This is a genomic window from Mesorhizobium sp. CC13, from assembly GCF_039907765.1.
GTDB lineage: Bacteria > Pseudomonadota > Alphaproteobacteria > Rhizobiales > Rhizobiaceae > Aminobacter.
In genome coordinates, this window is sequence record NZ_JARDJI010000010.1 from 127,134 (window position 1) to 145,158 (window position 18,025).

General features: G+C 67.2%; 22 protein-coding genes. 17 read left to right on the forward strand and 5 right to left on the reverse strand.

What is annotated here, in order from left to right; all coding sequences use genetic code 11:
- The first annotated feature begins 25 nt into the window (after positions 1 to 25).
- From PV773_RS15270 to PV773_RS15285, 4 genes are all read left to right on the forward strand, one after another.
- A complete protein-coding gene (locus PV773_RS15270) occupies positions 26 to 814 on the forward strand; it encodes a DUF2189 domain-containing protein (RefSeq protein ID WP_347967170.1) in 789 nt (262 codons plus the stop codon).
- 160 nt (positions 815 to 974) lie between these two features.
- Positions 975 to 2,414 (forward strand): FAD-binding oxidoreductase, encoded by a 1,440-nt coding sequence (locus PV773_RS15275; RefSeq protein ID WP_347967171.1) that lies wholly within the window; start codon positions 975 to 977, stop codon positions 2,412 to 2,414.
- A 149-nt stretch (positions 2,415 to 2,563) separates the two neighbouring features.
- Positions 2,564 to 2,905: a metalloregulator ArsR/SmtB family transcription factor gene (locus PV773_RS15280; RefSeq protein WP_347967172.1), complete on the forward strand. Its 342-nt coding sequence runs from the start codon at positions 2,564 to 2,566 to the stop codon at positions 2,903 to 2,905.
- Between the two features lie 26 nt (positions 2,906 to 2,931).
- A complete protein-coding gene (locus PV773_RS15285) occupies positions 2,932 to 3,420 on the forward strand; it encodes an SRPBCC family protein (RefSeq protein ID WP_347967173.1) in 489 nt (162 codons plus the stop codon).
- Positions 3,421 to 3,483: 63 nt separating this feature from the next.
- On the opposite strand, the gene PV773_RS15290 is transcribed toward PV773_RS15285, so the two are convergent.
- Positions 3,484 to 3,792, reverse strand: a complete 309-nt coding sequence (locus PV773_RS15290) for a hypothetical protein (RefSeq protein ID WP_347967174.1) — start codon at positions 3,790 to 3,792, stop codon at positions 3,484 to 3,486.
- 262 nt (positions 3,793 to 4,054) lie between these two features.
- On the opposite strand from PV773_RS15290, the gene PV773_RS15295 reads away from it, so the two are divergent.
- Positions 4,055 to 4,504: a glyoxalase superfamily protein gene (locus PV773_RS15295; protein ID WP_347967175.1), complete on the forward strand. Its 450-nt coding sequence runs from the start codon at positions 4,055 to 4,057 to the stop codon at positions 4,502 to 4,504.
- A gap of 45 nt (positions 4,505 to 4,549) precedes the next feature.
- On the opposite strand, the gene PV773_RS15300 is transcribed toward PV773_RS15295, so the two are convergent.
- Positions 4,550 to 5,743, reverse strand: a complete 1,194-nt coding sequence (locus PV773_RS15300; RefSeq protein ID WP_347967176.1) for a chloride channel protein — start codon at positions 5,741 to 5,743, stop codon at positions 4,550 to 4,552.
- 201 nt (positions 5,744 to 5,944) lie between these two features.
- Here PV773_RS15300 and leuD point away from each other — a divergent pair, with 201 nt between their 5' ends.
- The 5 genes from leuD (at position 5,945) to leuB (ending at position 10,082) form a co-directional block, all read left to right on the forward strand.
- The gene (leuD, locus tag PV773_RS15305) at positions 5,945 to 6,550 is read left to right on the forward strand and encodes a 3-isopropylmalate dehydratase small subunit (RefSeq protein WP_347967177.1); all 606 of its coding nucleotides are present in this window, start codon (positions 5,945 to 5,947) and stop codon (positions 6,548 to 6,550) included.
- Positions 6,551 to 6,786: 236 nt separating this feature from the next.
- Positions 6,787 to 7,617, forward strand: a complete 831-nt coding sequence (locus PV773_RS15310) for a hypothetical protein (protein ID WP_347967178.1) — start codon at positions 6,787 to 6,789, stop codon at positions 7,615 to 7,617.
- 10 nt (positions 7,618 to 7,627) lie between these two features.
- A complete protein-coding gene (locus PV773_RS15315) occupies positions 7,628 to 8,008 on the forward strand; it encodes a RidA family protein (protein WP_347967179.1) in 381 nt (126 codons plus the stop codon).
- Positions 8,009 to 8,024: 16 nt separating this feature from the next.
- The gene (locus PV773_RS15320; protein WP_347967180.1) at positions 8,025 to 8,828 is read left to right on the forward strand and encodes an endonuclease/exonuclease/phosphatase family protein; all 804 of its coding nucleotides are present in this window, start codon (positions 8,025 to 8,027) and stop codon (positions 8,826 to 8,828) included.
- 150 nt (positions 8,829 to 8,978) lie between these two features.
- A complete protein-coding gene (gene leuB / locus PV773_RS15325; protein ID WP_347967181.1) occupies positions 8,979 to 10,082 on the forward strand; it encodes a 3-isopropylmalate dehydrogenase in 1,104 nt (367 codons plus the stop codon).
- Between the two features lie 68 nt (positions 10,083 to 10,150).
- Here leuB and PV773_RS15330 read toward each other — a convergent pair whose 3' ends face one another.
- Both PV773_RS15330 and PV773_RS15335 read right to left on the reverse strand, forming a co-directional pair.
- Entirely contained in the window at positions 10,151 to 10,912 is a 762-nt protein-coding gene (locus PV773_RS15330; protein ID WP_347967182.1) for a DUF805 domain-containing protein, read from the reverse strand.
- Positions 10,913 to 11,155: 243 nt separating this feature from the next.
- On the reverse strand, positions 11,156 to 11,815 hold the full coding sequence (locus PV773_RS15335; RefSeq protein ID WP_347967183.1) for a GNAT family protein: 660 nt from the start codon (positions 11,813 to 11,815) through the stop codon (positions 11,156 to 11,158).
- A 154-nt stretch (positions 11,816 to 11,969) separates the two neighbouring features.
- Here PV773_RS15335 and PV773_RS15340 point away from each other — a divergent pair, with 154 nt between their 5' ends.
- The 4 genes from PV773_RS15340 (at position 11,970) to PV773_RS15355 (ending at position 14,731) form a co-directional block, all read left to right on the forward strand.
- Positions 11,970 to 12,101, forward strand: coding sequence for a hypothetical protein (locus PV773_RS15340; RefSeq protein WP_347967184.1), 132 nt, complete (start codon positions 11,970 to 11,972; stop codon positions 12,099 to 12,101).
- A 108-nt stretch (positions 12,102 to 12,209) separates the two neighbouring features.
- Positions 12,210 to 13,244: an aspartate-semialdehyde dehydrogenase gene (locus PV773_RS15345; protein WP_347967185.1), complete on the forward strand. Its 1,035-nt coding sequence runs from the start codon at positions 12,210 to 12,212 to the stop codon at positions 13,242 to 13,244.
- A 94-nt stretch (positions 13,245 to 13,338) separates the two neighbouring features.
- Entirely contained in the window at positions 13,339 to 13,725 is a 387-nt protein-coding gene (locus PV773_RS15350) for a GNAT family N-acetyltransferase (RefSeq protein ID WP_347967186.1), read from the forward strand.
- Between the two features lie 100 nt (positions 13,726 to 13,825).
- Positions 13,826 to 14,731, forward strand: a complete 906-nt coding sequence (locus PV773_RS15355) for a bestrophin family ion channel (RefSeq protein WP_347967187.1) — start codon at positions 13,826 to 13,828, stop codon at positions 14,729 to 14,731.
- On the opposite strand, the gene PV773_RS15360 is transcribed toward PV773_RS15355, so the two are convergent.
- Positions 14,722 to 15,138 (reverse strand): ACT domain-containing protein, encoded by a 417-nt coding sequence (locus PV773_RS15360; protein ID WP_347967188.1) that lies wholly within the window; start codon positions 15,136 to 15,138, stop codon positions 14,722 to 14,724. The two genes, PV773_RS15355 and PV773_RS15360, sit on opposite strands and share 10 nt — an antisense overlap.
- 197 nt (positions 15,139 to 15,335) lie before the next feature.
- Between PV773_RS15360 and PV773_RS15365 the strand changes: the two genes are divergently transcribed.
- The 3 genes from PV773_RS15365 (at position 15,336) to PV773_RS15375 (ending at position 17,986) form a co-directional block, all read left to right on the forward strand.
- The gene (locus PV773_RS15365) at positions 15,336 to 15,716 is read left to right on the forward strand and encodes a hypothetical protein (protein ID WP_347967189.1); all 381 of its coding nucleotides are present in this window, start codon (positions 15,336 to 15,338) and stop codon (positions 15,714 to 15,716) included.
- Between the two features lie 88 nt (positions 15,717 to 15,804).
- A complete protein-coding gene (locus PV773_RS15370) occupies positions 15,805 to 16,335 on the forward strand; it encodes a copper chaperone PCu(A)C (protein ID WP_347967190.1) in 531 nt (176 codons plus the stop codon).
- A gap of 1 nt (position 16,336) precedes the next feature.
- Entirely contained in the window at positions 16,337 to 17,986 is a 1,650-nt protein-coding gene (locus PV773_RS15375) for a CopD family protein (protein WP_347967191.1), read from the forward strand.
- Positions 17,987 to 18,025: the final 39 nt, after the last annotated feature.

Genomic DNA, 18,025 nt, shown 5'->3' on the forward strand with positions numbered 1-18,025 from the left:
GGCGGACCGAGCGAGGGAGGAAGCGATGGTCGACATGGGCAGCGGCAATGCCAGGCGGCCGGGGGCACTGCCCGAGGTGCGGGCGCTGACGATGGCCGACATCCGCGACAGCCTGGCCGAGGGTGCCGCGGATTTCGCGCGGCGGCCGGCGATCGGCCTCGCCATCGCCGCCGTCTTCGTGGTGATCGGCCTGGCGATCACCACCTCGCTCTTGGTGCTGCGCGAGCCGTGGCTGATCTATCCCTTCGCCATCGGTTTTCCGCTGGTCGGCCCCTTCGCCGCGGTCGGCCTCTACGAGGTCAGCCGCCGGCTGGAGGCGGGACGGATGCCGACGGCCCGGGAGGTGTGGCGGGTCATCTGGGCCCAGCGCCGGCGCGAGGTGTCGTGGATGGCCTTCACGATGCTGTTCGTGTTCTGGGTATGGATGTACCAGATCAGGCTGCTGATGGCGCTGATCCTCGGCCGCATGTCCTATGCCACGCTCGACCGCTTCGCCGACGTTGTGCTGACCACCAACGAGGGCTGGGTGTTCCTGGCGGTCGGTCACATCGAGGGCGCAGCCCTTGCCTTGGTGCTGTTTTCGATCACCGTGATCTCGATCCCGATGCTGCTCGACCGCGAGGTCGACTTCGTCACCGCCATGCTGACCTCGATCCGCACGGTGCTGGCGAGCCCGCTGGTGATGCTGGGCTGGGGCCTCATCGTGACGGTGGCGGTGCTCGCCGCCTGCGCACCCCTGTTCCTCGGGCTCCTGGTGGTGCTGCCGGTGCTCGGGCACGCGACCTGGCACCTCTACCGGCGGGCGGTGGTGTAGGCATTCGGGCCATGAACGGGCCCGGCGGCGTGCCGTCAAAGGCCCCGGCTCATCAAATTCGGCCATAACGCCGCCGTCTGGCTTGTCGCGGCGGCGGGCGAGGCGCACAATCCGCCGCCATGCGGACGAGGAGGCATTTCTCTCAACGGAGGAAAGCCCCATGAACGACCTCAGCCTGACCACGCTGGACGGAGGCATGGCGATGCTCAGCGCGCCTGTGCTCGATGCCTTCGCCGCCAGCCTGCGCGGCGACGTGCTCAATGCCGGCGATCCCGGCTACGACGAGGCACGCGCCATCTGGAACGCCATGATCGACCGCCGGCCCGGCCTGATCGTGCGCTGCGCCGGCGCGGGCGACGTCATCGCCGCTATCAATTTCGCGCGTGAGAACAACCTGCTCGTCGCCGTGCGCGGTGGCGGCCACAACATCGCCGGCAACGCCGTCTGCGACGGCGGGTTGATGATCGACCTTTCCAGGATGAAATCGGTGCGCGTCGACCGAGTAGCTCGCAGGGCCTGGGTGGAGCCGGGCGCGATCCTGGCCGACGTCGACAAGGAGACGCAGGCCTTCGGGCTGGTGGTGCCGACCGGCATCAACTCGACCACCGGCATAGCCGGCCTGACGCTCGGCGGCGGCTTCGGCTGGACGGCGCGCAAGCTCGGGCTCACCATCGACAACCTGCTTTCCGCCGACGTGGTGACGGCCGACGGCGAGCTGTTACGGGCAAGCACCGCCGAGCATCCGGACCTGTTCTGGGCCATCCGCGGCGGCGGCGGCAATTTCGGCGTGGTGACCGCCTTCGAGTTCAAGCTGCACAAGCTCGGGCCGCAAGTGCTTTCGGGCCTCGTCGTGCACCCGTTCGACGACGCCAAGGCGGTGCTCGAAGGATACCGGGCCGCGCTCGAGGACGCCCCCGACGAGCTGACCTGCTGGACGGTTGCGCGCCGCGCCCCGCCGCTGCCGTTCCTGCCGGCCGACTGGCACGGCAAGGAGGTGCTGGTGCTGGCCATGTGCTGGTGCGGCGAGATGGCGGCGGGCGAACAGGCGACGGCCCGCCTGCGCGGCATCGGCAAGCCGATCGTCGACGTGGTCGGACCGAACCCCTTCGTCGGATGGCAGGCGGCCTTCGACGCGCTGCTTGCGCCGGGCGCCCGCAACTACTGGAAGAGCCACGACTTCATCGAACTGGCCGACGAGACCATCGATGCGCTCGACCAGGCGATCCGAAACCTGCCCGGACCGGAGTGCGAGGTGTTCATCGGCCATGTCGGCGGCGTCGCCGGACAGGTCGCCACCGAGGCGACCGCCTTCCCGCAGCGTAGCTCTCACTACGTCATGAACGTACATGGGCGCTGGCGCGAGGCGGCGATGGACGACGCCTGCATCGCCTGGGCGCGTGGCATCTACGAGGCGACCAAGCCGCAGGCGATCGGCACCGCCTATATCAACTTCATGCCGTCGGACGAAGCGGACCGGGTGGAGGCCGCCTATGGCGTCAACTATGCGCGGCTGATCGAGGTCAAGCAGAAATACGACCCGAAGAACTTCTTCCGCCTGAACCAGAACCTCAAGGCGCGGCACGCCCGCAAGGCGGCGTAGCGCCTCCGCCAAGGGCTCTGCCCGCAGTAGCCCTCCCCCAACGGGGAGGGCCTTTCCTTGCCCGCGCTCTGGACAAGCCCCGGCGACTGTCTGGACAACGCAGCCTATCTTTTATATAACCAATTTGTTATCAACATCGAGTTCATACGATGACGCCGTCCGAACGCCTCGACGCCACCTTTGCAGCACTTGCCGACCCGACGCGGCGGGCGATCCTCGCCAGGCTGATCGGGGGCGAGGCGACGGTGATGGAGCTGGCCGACCCCTTCGACATGAGCCAGCCGGCGATCTCCAAGCATCTCAAGGTGCTGGAGCGCGCCGGGCTGATTTCGCGCGGCCGCGACGCCCAGCGCCGGCCCTGCCGCATCGAGGGCGCGGCGCTCGCCGAGGCCGTAGGCTGGATGGAGCAATACCGCAAGGTCTGGGAAGGCAACTACAGGCGGCTCGATGCCCTGCTTGCCGAATTGCAGGCGCACAAGGGCAAGGCCTGAGCCGAAACCGACACGAGGAGAGGACGATGACGCACCGACTGGAAGTGACCACGCCGAGCGCGCGCGAGATCGCAATGACGCGCGTCTTCGACGCGCCGCGCGACCTCGTCTTCGACTGCTGGACGATCCCGGCGCTGCTGAAGCGCTGGATGACCGGCCCCGACGGCTGGCGTTTTTCGGTCTGCGACATCGACCTGCGCGTCGGCGGGAACTATCGCTTCGTCTGGCAGCACGTCGACGGCCGCGACATGGGCATGACCGGCACCTATCGCGAGATCGTCAGGCCCGAGAGGCTCGCCAGCACCGAGCTCTTCGACATGGACTGGACCGACGGCGAGGCACATGTGACGCTGGTGCTGACCGAAAGGGACGGCCGCCCCACCTCGGTGACGACGGTTCTCTACAGCTCGGAAAAGGTCCGCGACGGCGCAATCCAGGTTGGCATGGCCGATGGCGTAGCCGCCGGCTACGACCGGCTCGACGACGTGCTGGCAGAACGGGTGGCGGCCGGGTAGAGCACCACTATCCGCCACGATCCCGCGCCTCGGGCGGGTCCTCGCGCGGCCGGGGAGAAAACTTCAGCGGCAGGCGCGGAGAAAATTGCTGCCGAAGACATCGATCCGGCAGCCCGGCCGGACCACCGGCACGTCCGGCCTCGGGGTCGGCTGGTTGGCCGTCTGGCGGTCGACCTCGCGCAGCCGCTGCTGCCGTTGCTGGAATTCGATTCGCCGTTCGCGGTTCTCGAGGATCTGCAGCTCGTCGAAGCGGCCTTCGCGGATCAGCGTGTCACGGTCGGGCTGGCCCACCAGGCCGCCTGCGAACGCCTGCGCCATGCCGCCTAGCAGAACGGCGGCGGCAAGCAGAGAGCTTTTCGCAAGATTCGGCATCCAATTCTCCCGCGTCGTCCGCCCAAGGCTCAAGGTAGTGCTTGGCGCAGCCGATGCAATGGGCGACCAAGCCATTGACGTTGCGTCGGCTTCTCCCTATCTGAGCGCGGTCAAGGGCGGGAAGCCCCTGCCGCCCGCAGCCGCAAGGCACGGTGAAGCTTCCCTCGAAAATCTCGTTTCCCTGTCGATGCGACGGCCGAAGCGGCAATGCGGGCTCCCGATTTCGAAAGACGCCGTTCGCCAATCGCGAAGGAGCGAAACCATGACCAACGGTCAGACCCCGACCGACTACAAGACCAATGCCCGCAGGCTGCGCGACGCGCTCGCCGCCGAGGGTTTCGACATCAGCCACGCCAAGGCCCTCGAGCTGGTCGCCAGGCAGAACGGCGCCCGCGACTGGAACACGCTTGCGGCGCGTCCGGTAACAGCGAAGGCCGACGAGCCCAAGGGGGCCGTACCCTTCGGCGTCGGCGAGACCGTCGCAGGCACCTTCAACGGCAACCCGGCCAGGGGCCGCGTCATCGGCCTCGAAGAGACGATCAAGCCGGATCTCTGGCGCGTCACCATAGCCTTCAACCCGCCGGTGGACGTGTCGACCTCGAAACTGTTCTCGTCGGAACGCCGGCGCATCCAGATGGTGGTGGGCGCCGATGGCCGCTCGCGCCGGCTGACCGGCACCGAAACCGGCGTGATGGCGCTCGCCCGCGCCTGACCGGCATGGGCCGCCGTCACGGCGGCGGCCCGCACGCTTCGTCAGCTAGTGTTCCGGCCGTGGCGCGAGCAGGCTGCCGGCATAACCGCACAGCGCCCCGACACAGATCGGGCCGAACAGCGAACCATCGACCACGAACAGCATGATCAGCACCGCAGCGATCGGCCGGCCCAGCCCGGCCGTGGCGGCGGCGCTTATGCCGGCGGCGATCGCCACCGCCGGTGCGATGCCGGGTGCAATGGCAAGCACCGACGCCCCTGCGGCAGCGCCGGCGAAGATCAGCGGAAAGATCGCCCCGCCCAGCCATCCCGTCGACAGGCAAAGCACGGCGGCCACCACCTTGAGCGCGCCCAGCAGCAGCAATGCCGCCATGCCGGCAGTTGCCGCCCATTCGAGCATGCCGGCAATCTCGTTGTGGCCGGAAAACCTGAGCATAGGCAGCATCGCAGCGAGGAGGCCGAAGGCCACGCCGCCGGCGACGGGCTGCCAGAAAACCGACGGCAACACGCGATGGACCAGCCCCTTTGCCGCCGGCAGGGCAAAGAGGAACAGCACGCCCACCGTGGCGCCAAGCATCGCGGGGACGACGGCCAGGACGAGATCGCTTCCATCTCCCGGCGGGGAGTACGCCGGCAGCTCGATGCGATGGAAGCCACCCGACAGCAGCAGCAGCGCCGCCAGCAGGAACCCGAGCAGCCCGCAAACTCCGGCGAGCAGCAGCATGGCGCGCGGCGCCTCGGGCTTGTCGTCGGCATAGGCCGCGCCGCCGAGCGGCGAGCCATAGAAACCGGAAAGCGCTCCGGCGGCGCCGGCTTCGCCAATGACCCGCATATCGGCATGGCTCCGGCCAAGGAAGATCGCAATGGCGGAGGTCAGTTCCGCCACCACCGCCAGCAATCCGGCCTCGGGTCCGACCGCGCCGCCGAACGCGACGGCGACCACCGCCGCCATGCCGACATAGAGGGCGTTGCGTCGATGGATATGCGCCGGGTCGCGCAGGGCCGCGAGCTGCTCGTCGACACCGTCGGTCGCACCCTTCATCCGCGTGAGGCCGATCAGCGCTCCGCCGGCGATCGCCGCGACGGCAATGTACCAGCGGGCATCGCTGACCGCCCAGACAAGCGAGCTGACGCCCTGCATCAGCCAGAGCATCGCTGCCGCGGCAATACCGGCGAGCAGCCCCACCCCACCGGCGAGCAGCGCGAGCCTGACAATCTGCGTCTTCGTCAACGATTCCATCCCGCCTCCCCATCGCCCGGAGCATCCATTCTATGGCGAACGGCCCTGCAGGGCCACGAGCGCCGGTCGATCGACTGCGAAGCGCCGCAGCATCGACGGCGCGCCCCGGCTTCCGCAACGCCTAAACGCTTTGATTCCCGGCCAAGCTTGTGTAAAGCGGGGCAAGCCAAAATCCCCGCAACAGCCAGACGGGCAAAAGCCATGGAAAAATTCACCAAGCTGACAGGCGTCGCCGCCCCCCTGCCGATCGTCAACGTCGACACCGACATGATCATCCCCAAGGATTATCTCAAGACGATCAAGCGCACCGGACTTGGCACCGGGCTTTTCGCCGAGATGCGCTACAACGAGGATGGTTCGGAGAATCCCGAATTCGTGCTCAACAAGCCGGCCTACCGCAAGGCCGAGATCCTCGTCGCCGGCGACAATTTCGGCTGCGGCTCGAGCCGCGAGCATGCGCCCTGGGCGCTGCTCGACTTCGGCATCCGCTGCGTGATCTCGACCTCGTTCGCCGACATCTTCTACAACAATTGCTTCAAGAACGGCATCCTGCCGATCACCGTCAGCCAGGAAGATCTGGACAAGCTGATGGACGATGCCGAGCGCGGCGCCAACGCCACCATCTCGGTCGACCTCGAAGCCAAGGAAATCCGCGGCCCCGACGGCGGCGTGGTCAAGTTCGACCTCGACGACTTCCGTCGCCACTGCCTGCTCAACGGCCTCGACGACATCGGCCTGACGATGGAGAAGGCCGGCTCGATCGACAGCTACGAGAAGAAGGTCGGCGAAAGCCGCCCCTGGGCCTGATCGCCCGCTTCGCATTCGAGATTGCCCGAAAGCCCCGTTCCATCAGAACGGGGCTTTCTTCGTTTTGCTGGGCGGTCGACGCTCGCGATTCCGTGATGCTGGCAAGCCACAAACGTCGATTTGGTGCAATGCCGAACGGCTGACACCACAGCGGCGCCATGGCATTGTCGCGCTCCGCGATTCGGAGTGCGGCCAAGGCCGCTCCGGACATCACATTGGATTTTCGGGAGCGTCGCATGAAGCCGTCCACCCTCCTTGCCTCGATCGCGCTGGCGGGCAGCCTGTCGGTACAGGCACTGGCCCAGTCGGACGAGCCGGTGGAGATCCCCTTCGAGGGCGGCACCTTCACCATCAACGAGACCGAAGACCTCGACAAGATCCTCACCTATGACGGCAAGGAACTCGCCCGCAACTACGTCGCCTACTTCGAACGTACCGTGGACCTCAACGGAACCAAGGTCGCCATCTTCGACGTCGGCGACGGCGGCAATGCCTGTGGCCCGGCGACGGTGCTGGCCTGGAAAACGGAGGCGGGCATCCAGTCGACCATCGTCGGCGCCGACGAATGCGGCACCCCGCCGGCGGCCGCCACCAGCGATGCGCTCTATTTCGTGCCCTATCTCAGGCCGGGATCGAAGGCACCGGTGCGCAGCTGGTCGCCGCAGGACGGCCTCAAGGTCGCGGGCGAGCTGAGCTTCACGCCGCAGCCCGGCACCACCTGGGCCGACATTGCGCCCGACAAGATCACCTATCCTGCCGACTTCTTCGCCAATGCCGAACTCTATGCGGCGGCGGCGGCGCTGCTCGGCGACCAGCTCGAACAGGTGGCGCTCGGCCTGTCGGTGTCGGGCGAGCCGGAGAAGACGGCCTCGGGGGTACTCTTCGCCAGCGGCTGCGTGCCGCACGCCTGCGGCAGCGCCGATGCCTTCATAGGCGTCGATGCCGCAGGCAAGAAGCTCTATTTCGCCCAGGCGGGCGACACGCCGGAGCCCAAAACCTGGCCGGCGCTGGCCGAATGGCCGGGCGAGGTGAAGGACGCCATGACCAAGGCCCTGGTCTCGCAGTGAGGCGGACACCATGCGCAAGCTGATCTCCACCGGTTCGCCCTTCGAGAAGACGGCGGGCTATTCGCGCGCCGTCGTGCAGGGCGACTGGTGCTTCGTCTCGGGCACCACCGGCTACGACTATGCCACGATGACGATGCCCGACAGCGTCGAAGCACAGACGCGCAACTGCCTGGCGACCATCGAAAAGGCGCTCCAGGAGGGCGGCTTCGTCATGGCCGACGTGGTGCGGACGCACTACTACATCACCGACCAGGCCCATGTGGACCTGGTATTCCCGATCCTCGGCGAGACTTTTGGCGACATCCGCCCGGCCGCGACGATGATCGTCTGCCAGCTCAACAAGCCCGAGATGAAGATCGAGATCGAGGTGACGGCGCTGAAGCGCAGGTGACCGCGGGGAGAGCTGCTTGCGCATCCTATCGCTGAACGGCTGGGGCGGCAGGCTCGGCGAGCAGCTGGTCGACTATGTCAGGGCGGAGAACCCCGACGTGCTCTGCCTGCAGGAGGCGACCAGCACGCTTGAGGCGACGACGCCGTGGCTGATCTATCGCGATGGCGGCAGCGAGCTTGCGCAGCGAGCCAACCTGTTCGCCGAGGTGGCGGGCGCCCTGCCCGGGCACCAGGCCTTCTTCTGTCCCGCCGCGCGCGGCCCACTCTACGACGGCGACCGGGCGGTTCCGTCGGATTGGGGGCTGGCGACCTTCGTCAGGGGCGCGCTGCCGATCGTCGGGCAGGCGCAGGATTTCATCCATGGCGGCTTTTCGGCCGATGGCTTCGGCGAGCATCCGCGCTCGCGCAACGCCCATGCCGTCCGACTGCACGACTATGCCTCGGGGCGGACGACTGTGGTCGTCCACCTGCATGGCCTGCGCGACCTGGACGGCAAGGACGACACGCCGGCCCGTGACGCGCAGACGGCGCGGCTGATCGAGATCATCGGCACGCTGCGCCGCGATGGCGATGGGCTGGTCGTCTGCGGCGACTTCAACGTGCTGCCCGACGGCCGGATGCTCTCAGCACTGCGCGACATCGGGCTGACTGAGCTGGTCACGTCCCGCGGCTTCACCGACACGCGAACCTCTTTCTACCGCAAGACGCCGCGCTTCGCCGACTACATGCTGGTCAGCGCCAACGTCGAGGTGTGCAATTTCGAGGTGGTGGCCGAACCGGAGGTCTCCGACCATCGGGCGCTGCTGCTTGAGATCGGGTAGAGCCGTTCTCAAGCCGGTCGGAACACGAATCCGGCTCAACAAGCGCTGGCGGAGCCATTTGCGCCTTGTGGCACGCCCTTTCCTGCTTGCACCGGCGCCCCGCCAAGGCTAGCAAGGCCGCGGTTCACGCATCTTTCGGAAAGGTTTCCCATGGCGACGCGCAATCTTCTTCTCCTGCCCGGCGACGGCATCGGCCCCGAGGCCATGGCCGAGGTCCGCAAGCTGATCGCCGCCATGAACGAGAAGCTCGGCAGCGGCTTTGCCACCGAGGAAGGCCTCGTCGGCGGCTCGGCCTACGATGCCCACGGCCAGGCGATTTCCGACGCCGACATGGCCAAGGCGATGGCGGCGGATGCCGTGCTTTTCGGCGCCGTCGGCGGCCCGAAGTGGGACGCCGTCCCCTATGAGGTGCGCCCCGAGGCCGGCCTCTTGCGCCTGCGCAAGGACATGGAGCTGTTCGCCAACCTCAGGCCGGCGATCTGCTATCCGGCGCTGGCCGCCTCTTCGTCGCTCAAGCAGGAGGTGGTCGAGGGCCTCGACATCCTGATCGTGCGCGAGCTGACCGGCGGCGTCTATTTCGGCGAGCCCAAGCAGATCATCGACCTCGGCAACGGCCAGAAGCGCGGCATCGACACGCAGGTCTACGACACCTTCGAGATCGAGCGCATCTCGGGCGTCGCCTTCGAGCTCGCCCGCACCCGCAAGAACCACGTGACGTCGATGGAAAAGCGCAACGTCATGAAGTCGGGCGTTTTGTGGAACGAGGTGGTGACCGCCACTCACAAGGCCAAGTATTCGGACGTCAAGCTCGACCACATGCTGGCCGACGCCGGCGGCATGCAGCTGGTGCGCTGGCCCAAGCAGTTCGACGTCATCGTCACCGACAACCTGTTCGGCGACATGCTGTCGGACGTGGCGGCCATGCTGACCGGCTCGCTCGGCATGCTGCCGTCGGCCTCGCTGGGCGCGCCCGACGCCAAGACCGGCAAGCGCAAGGCGCTCTACGAGCCGGTGCACGGCTCGGCCCCCGACATCGCCGGCAAGGGCATCGCCAACCCGATCGCCATGATCGCGTCCTTCGCCATGTGCCTGCGCTATTCGTTCAACATGGTGGCAGAGGCCGACCGCCTCGAGGCGGCGATCGCCGCGGTCCTCGACGACGGCCTGCGCACCAGGGACATCATGTCGGAAGGCAAGACCGAGGTCGGCACCACCCAGATGGGCGACGCCATCCTGGCCAAGTTCTTCGCCTGAAACCTGGCCGAACAACAAAAGGCGGCGCTGCTTGGGGCGCCGCTTTTGTTTTGTCCTGACGGAAGTCTTCAGGCGGTCGGAGCGTAAGGCGTGGGGATTCTCACCCCCGCGGGCACCGGCCCCCACCTGTTCTCGTGCTTCTGCGACGGGATCAAAGTGAAGACGAAGATGATCAGGCCGCCCACATAGGGCAGCAGGATCAGCAGATAGAACCAGCCCGAAAGGCCGAGGTCGTGGATCCGGCGTATCGTGACTGCGAGGCCGGGCAGGAGCGTTGCCACGACGAACAGGCCGGGAAGCGCGAATCCGATGACGGGCTCGCCCATGCCCGCGTCGAGATTGCCCGTCGCGGCATCGACGGCAAAGCCTGCGATGGCAAGCGCCGTTACGGCGATCAGCCAGAACAGAACGTAGCCCCAATACTCCTTCCGACGCGCCCGGCCGCGGAAATTGACGTAATGGGTCGTGATCGCCTGCCGGAAATAGGACCACAGCCCGGTCGATGCGCCGCTGTCAGACGCGTAGCTCGGGGTTGGCGCGGGCGCGTAGCCCGTTAGCGGCGACATGCTGTCCGTCGCGCCGCTGCGGCCGAACCGCGGCACCGACCGCCCCGCTTGGGGAATGGGGGCTGCCGGGCGCTCAATCGGAGCATGGATGGCGAAGACATCGCGGGCCTGCCCGCCGGACGGCGTGAACTCCACCTGGGTGCCCTTGCCCATCGTGGCTGCCTGGCGCATGTCCTCGCGGGCGAAGGCATAGCGGTTGCCGTCGGCCCCGGTGATGAATCCGAAGCCTTCGGCCTGGTTGTAGTGCAGAACTTCTCCTCGCATCGATGCCCCCATCCAGCAAGTGAGTGCACAGGATGAGCAATGTCGTCGATCCTAGCAAGTGCATCGCGGCACCACCCATGCCGCGATGCACGTCGACGGCGCGCGGAGGCCGAGCCGCTGCAGCAGGTCGATGCGTGGCTGGAGCGGTTTCGCGGACCATGGACTCACAAGCTGGAGGCGCTGGCGGCGGAGATCGCCCGCTGCAAGCGTAGCGGCGACAAGGAACGAGCGCAGCGGACCGCGCTAGAACCCTGCCCTGATCTCGTCCATCGAGCGCAACTGCCCGCCGTCCCTGAAATTGCCTGGGTCCAGCCAGCGTTCCATCGTGGCGCGGCTGCCCGACCACTCCGACGACAGCATCGAATACATGCAGATGTCCCGCGGCCGGCCCTTGAGCAGCAGCCCTTCGCGATGCGTTCCCTCATAGGTGAAGCCCAGCCGGGCAGCGGCGGTGCGCGACCTGCCGTTCTCCGCCGTGCAGGTCCATTCCAGGCGGCGATAGCCGAGTTCCTCGAACACGTGGCGCATGACGAGGTAGAGTGCCTCGGTCGCAAGCGTCGTGCGCTGCATGCCGGGCGTGAACAGAACGTAGCCGAGTTCGACGACCTGGTGCGCGACCCTGGCCTCCATCAGGCACAGCCAGCCGAGTACGGCACCTTGGAGATCGACGACGGCGAAGAACGCGCGCTTCGGGTCGGCCAGGAGGTCGTTGACGTGCGTGGCGAACGCGGCTTCGTCGGCGAACGGCCCGACCTTCATCTCGGCCCAGGTGGCGACGACGTTCCCGTCGTGCGAGAGCCGGTAGAGTGCGGGGGCATCCGCTACGCCGAGCGGCCTGAGCCTGCCATGGCGCCCGTCGATGACGGTCGCGACCGGCACGTTGGCATCGGCTGGCTGGCCCATCGGCTTCGCATCCTGCCCGGCTTGGCGCATGCCGCAATTCTAGCGTGAAACTGCCAGGCCTTGCCACCCGCCATCTTGCGGCCGAAGCGGCCTTGCCGCGATTGACTCTTTTCCGAAACCGGATAAAAGCGGCGGCGAACAGGGAACCCCTCCGATGCGCGGCCTCTTGATGGCGCTTTTCGCATTCGATTTCCCCGGCCACGACGGAAATCGTGCCGGGCGCGGAGCCGTTTCCCTGCTTTCGACCAAAACCATGGCCAAAACCACCACCACCAAAACGGTGTGATTTCCCTTGGCCTGCTCACCCTCTCCCGGGCCCGGCCCGGGAGATGAAGCCCGCGCTGGCCAGCGGGTTTTCTCCAGGAAACGAGCGGAGAGGGACAGGAGTGATCTGATGGGTTTCAAGGTTGCGATCGTCGGCGCCACGGGCAATGTGGGCCGCGAAATGCTCAATATCCTCGAGGAACGCGGCTTCCCCGCCAGCGAGGTGGTTCCGCTCGCCTCGCGCCGCAGCCAGGGCACCGAGGTGTCCTATGGCGACAAGACGCTGAAGGTGAAGGCGCTCGACACCTACGACTTCTCCGACACCGACATCTGCCTGATGTCGGCCGGCGGCAACATCTCCAAGGAATGGTCGCCCAAGATCGGCAAGCAGGGCTGCGTCGTCATCGACAACTCCTCGGCTTGGCGCTATGACGCCGAAGTGCCGCTGATCGTGCCGGAGGTGAACCCCGACGCCATCGCCGGCTTCACCAAGAAGAACATCATCGCCAACCCGAACTGCTCGACCGCCCAGATGGTGGTGGCGCTGAAGCCGCTGCACGACAAGGCGAAGATCAAGCGCGTCGTCGTCTCGACCTACCAGTCGGTTTCGGGCGCCGGCAAGGAAGGCATGGACGAGCTGTTCACCCAGACGCGCGCCGTCTTCGTCGCCGATCCGGTGGAAGCCAAGAAGTTCACCAAGCGCATCGCCTTCAACGTCATTCCCCACATCGACGTCTTCATGGAGGACGGCTACACCAAGGAAGAGTGGAAGATGGTGGCCGAGACCAAGAAGATGCTCGACCCCAAGATCAAGCTGACGGCCACCGCCGTGCGCGTGCCGGTGTTCATCGGCCACTCCGAAGCCGTCAACATCGAGTTCGAGGACCCGATCACCGCCGACGAGGCGCGCGACATCCTGCGCGAGGCGCCCGGCTGCCTGGTCATCGACAAGCGCGAGGACGGCGGCTACGCCACCCCGGTCGAAACCGCCGGCGAGGACGCCACCTACATCTCGCGCATCCGCGAGGACGGCACGGTCGAGAACGGCCTCGCCATGTGGATCGTCTCCGACAATCTGCGCAAGGGCGCGGCCCTCAACGCCGTGCAGATCGCCGAGCTCCTGGTCGCGCGCGGCCTGATCAAGCCGAAGCAGAAGGCAGCCTGACGGCATGACCGATGTCGTGCTGCGTCCGGCCGAGGCCCATGACGCAGGCGACATCGCCCGCATCCTGAGGGCGGCACTCGCCGCCTTCGACTAGATGCCGCAACTGCACACGCCGGATGAAGACCTGCATTTCGTCCGGCATGTTCTCCTCGCCCACCAGCAACTCACCGTCGCAGCCTGCGAGGGCCGCATCGTCGGCTTTGTCTCGGTCAAGGACGACCGGATCGAGCAGCTCTACCTCGACCCCGCCTTTACCGGCCGCGGCATCGGCAGCCGCCTCTTGCGCCATGCCACATCAGGCATGCCGCGCGTCCAGCTCCATTGCTTCCAGGCCAATTCAGGCGCCAGGCGCTTCTACCAACGCCACGGCTTCGCCGCGGAAACCTTCGGCGACGGCTCCGGCAACGAAGAAAGCCTGCCGGATGTTCTTTATGTTCGCGAAGCCTCCGCCATTCGAACTGGTCATCGCTTCGTCCCGTAGCTTCTGAACCACCTGACGAAATCACCGCCCATGTCGCGATTGGAGGATGACATCTGGCTGTCCTGCGGCACACTATCCGGCGCAAAGAGGTACCTGCCACATGATCGTCCGTCCGCGCACGAACCTGCTCAAGCTGTTCTTCGTCATGCGCGGTTCGGTCGTGCCGCGCATCCTGCCGCAGATCATCGGCTTTGCCGGCTACGGCGCCGTGGTGGTGGTGGCCGTCAGGCTGCTCGGTCTCGAATTCGGCAATGCCGGCGTGGCGCCGTTCGCCCTGCTCGGCGTGGCGCTGTCCATCTATCTCGGCTTCCGCAACAACGCCGCCTACGACCGCTGGTGGGAGGCGCGCAAGCTATGGGGCCAGCTCGTCTTCGAGATCCGCAACTTTTCGCGCGCAGCCACAGCGATGATTTCCGACCGGGCCGAGTTGCGGCCGCTGCTGATGGACGCCCTGGCCTTCTGCCATTTCCTCCGCGGCGAACTGCGCCGGGTCGACACGCGCGAGGCGGCGCGGCCTTTCATCGGCGACGCTGTCGATGAAATCCATGCCGCCACCAACCGGCCGGACGCCGTGATGCGGCGCATGGGCCAGAATATCGCGGCGCTGAAGCGGGCCAAGGCGCTGGAGGCGATGGACTACCGCATCCTCGACGAAAGGCTGTCGGCCATCGCCGCCCTCCAGGCCGGCTGCGAGCGCATCATGGGCACGCCGCTGCCCTTCGCCTATACGCTGCTCCTGCAGCGCACCGCCTACATCTTCTGCCTGCTCCTGCCCTTCGGCCTGGCGGGTTCCGTCGGCTGGGCGACGCCGCTGTTCACGGCGCTCATCGCCTACACCTTCTTCGGCCTCGACGCGCTGTCGGAGGAACTGGAAGACCCGTTCGGCATGGAGGCCAACGACCTCGCGCTCGACGGGCTCTGCCGTGTCTGCGAGATCTCCGTGTTCGAGGCGCTGGGCGAGACGCCGCCGCAGATGCTCGCCGCCGAGAACTATTTCTATTCGTGAGGCCGGGCGGCCTCTGCCGCCAGTTGCTTGAGCAAGACCATGGCCTCGTCGGCCCGGGCGGCCGGCACGAAAAGATGGTCGTGGTAGAAGGCCGAGACCGGATTTACACCCATGCCAGCGGCGGCGAGGTGCGTGGTGATCGCGGCGAGGAAGCCGACCGCCTCCAGCGACGAATGAATGTCGAGCGTCACCATCCGGCATGCGAAGGCTGCCTCGACGCCGGCATTGCGCGCATCCTCCTCGCGCAAGATGAGCGTCGTCCCCTCGGCTTCGCGAAAGCTCATCACCGCATCCACACCGGCAGGCATCGGCGTTCCGCGCGGCACCGTGGCGAAGACATAGACATCGGGCGCAAGGTGCGGCGCCATGGAAGCCAGGAGAAGCTGGAGGTCGGTCTCGCCGCTCATTGTTGCCTCGCCGTACGCGCATGGGTCGATCGGCCCAATTCGACGCCGAAGGTGAGATGTCGGAGACGAGGGGTCAAGCACAGACCCGAAACTGCTTCCATTCGCGAGAAAGGCCGCACTCCCGAAAATGTCGCAGCAGCCGGCGATTTTCCGCCGCTGGCGAAAATGCTAACTCTCCACCCAAGCTGAAGGTTTGCATGATCGCACTTGCTCGCAAGAGATGGAGTATCGGGGCCGCGCTCGCCGTGGCGCTGATCGTCATGCTGAAGACCACGGCGGGTGCGCTCACGCTCGGCCAGGGCTCCCCGCCGCTCGACATGTTCGGCAATCCGCTCTGCATCACCTCGATCGCAGACCACACGGCACCGGCCAAGAGCAACCACGCGAGCCTGCCGCAATGCTGCACGCTCGGCTGCAACATGTTCGCCACGCCGATGGCTTCGCCGCCGGATGGCGCCGCCCTTCCCGCCGGGCGGTTGCGCGACGTGGCCGTCGTGGTCCAGCCTGCGCGGCTCGCCCCGCCGACGGCACCGGACCACGACCCGGGCAGGCCGCGTGCACCGCCGATGGCCGCCTGACGCCCGCAGCCGCGACCGAGCGGCCACCCGACCTTCTGAATCAAGTCATGCGCCGCCAGTACCGGCGCCATTGCCATCGGAGTTCCAGATGAACATTTCCGCCCCCGCCATCGCGCGCCCGCTTTTCGGCAGCATCGAACAGCGCCTCGGCATCTTCGTCCTTGCCCTGACATTGCTGTTTGCAACGGCCCACGGCCTCTTCGCTCACGAATTCAAGGGCGGCCAGCTCGAAATCGACCACCCCTGGTCTCGCGCAACGCCGCCCGGAGCGCGCGTCGCGGGCGGCTACCTCGTCATCAAGAACAAGGGCGGCGAGGCCGACCGCCTGGTCTCGATCCAGTCCGACATCTCCGACAAGGCCGAGATCCACGAGATGAGCGTCGGCGCCGACGGCGTCATGAAGATGCGCCAGATCACCGACGGCGTCGAAATCCCGGCCGGCGGCGAGGTCGCCTTCAAGTCCGGCTCCTACCACATCATGTTCATCGGCCTGAAGGCGCCGGTGAAGGAGGGCGGGAAGTTCCGGGGCACGCTGACCTTCGAGAAGGCCGGAACGGTGACGGTCGAGTTCGCGGTCGACAAGATGGGCGGCCAGAGCCAGGACCACTCGGGCCACTGACATGGTGAGCGCGCGCCGTCCTTCACGTCCCGGGACCAGCCTTGCCGGGATTGACGCGCGCCTGCCGCTGCTGATCTGCTGCCTCGTCGTCGCGGTCGCGGCCTTCCTCGGCACAACGGCGACGGCGAACGCCCATGCATCGCTGTTGCGCTCGACACCGAACGAGGGCGTCGTGCTTCCGGCTGCACCCGCCGAGATCGTGCTCGGCTTCAGCGAAGCCGTGATGCCGCTCGTCATCGAGCTTTCGGCGCCCGACGGCGGCGCGGCGCGGCTGGCGGCCAAGGCCGTCGGCACCGATCTGACGATCGCTTGGCCCGCGCAGGACACCGCGGGCACCTACCTGCTTTCCTGGCGCGCCGTTTCCGCCGACGGTCATCCCGTCGGCGGCGCACTGTCCTTCTCCATCGGCAGACCGAGCGCAACACCGCCCACCGCGGCCGAGCCGAACGACGGCGCGCGCACCTTCGCCATCTGGAGCGCCAGGCTGGCACTCTATCTCGGCCTGTTCCTCGGCGTCGGCGGCGCCTTTGCGCTCGCCTGGCTGGAGCCCGGCAAGAACTCTGGCCGCGGCGCCACGGCTGCGTTTGTGGTGCTCGGCCTGATTGCCGCGCCGGTCTCCTTCGGGCTCCAGGGGCTCGATGCAATGGGGGCGCCGCTCGGTTTTTTCGGCAGCGTGATGGCCTGGCAGGCGGCGACAGCGACCAGCTACGGCTCGACCACGACCATGGCCTTCCTGGCATTGGCAATGGCTCTGCCGGCGCTGGCCGTCACGGGCCGGCCGGCGCGCTGGTTGTCGCTCGGTGGCCTGGCGGGCACAGGCATGGCGCTGGCGGCAAGCGGCCATGCCAGCGCCGCTGCCCCGCAATGGCTGACTGTGCCGATGGTGTTCGTCCATGGCACGGGCATCGCCTTCTGGACCGGCGCGCTGCTGCCGCTCGGCCTTGCCTGGCGCGAGGGCGGCGAAGCCGCGGAAGCCGCGTTGCGGCGGTTCTCCATGGCCATCCCCTATGTATTGGCTGCGCTCCTTGCTGCCGGGCTGGTGCTGGCAATCGTCCAGGTCGAAACGCCGCTTGCGCTCTGGCGCTCGGATTACGGCCGGCTGCTGTTGCTGAAGCTCGCGCTGGCGGCGCTTCTGCTGCTGCTCGCAGGCATCAACCGCTGGCGCCTGACCAGGCCGGCGCTGGCCGAGCAGGCGGCCGCCCAACGCTGGCTGGTGCGCAGCATCGCGGTGGAGACGATGCTGATGGTGGCGATCCTCGGCGTCGTCGCCGGTTTCCGCTTCACGCCGCCGCCGCGCGTACTGGCGATCGAAGCGGCCGAGCCCGCCGCGACCCATATCCATGCGGCCGAGGCCATGGCCGATCTCGCCATCAGCCCCGGCCATGCCGGCAGGGCGAGCGCTTCGATCGTGGTGATGACCGGCGACTTCGGCCCGCTGGATGCACGCGGCGTGATGCTCAGGCTAAGCCGGCCCGGATCCGCCGAGATCAAGGCAGAGGGCTACAAGCCCGGCGACGGCACGTGGCGCATCGACGACCTCGACCTGCCGGCGGCAGGCACATGGAGCGTCGCCATCGACGTCGACATCTCGGACAGCCGGCGGACGACGCTGAACGGCGACGTGCTGATCCGGCCGGAGCCCGGCTGGTAGTCGATACGGACGATGCCTCGCGGGCATCGCCGCCTATCT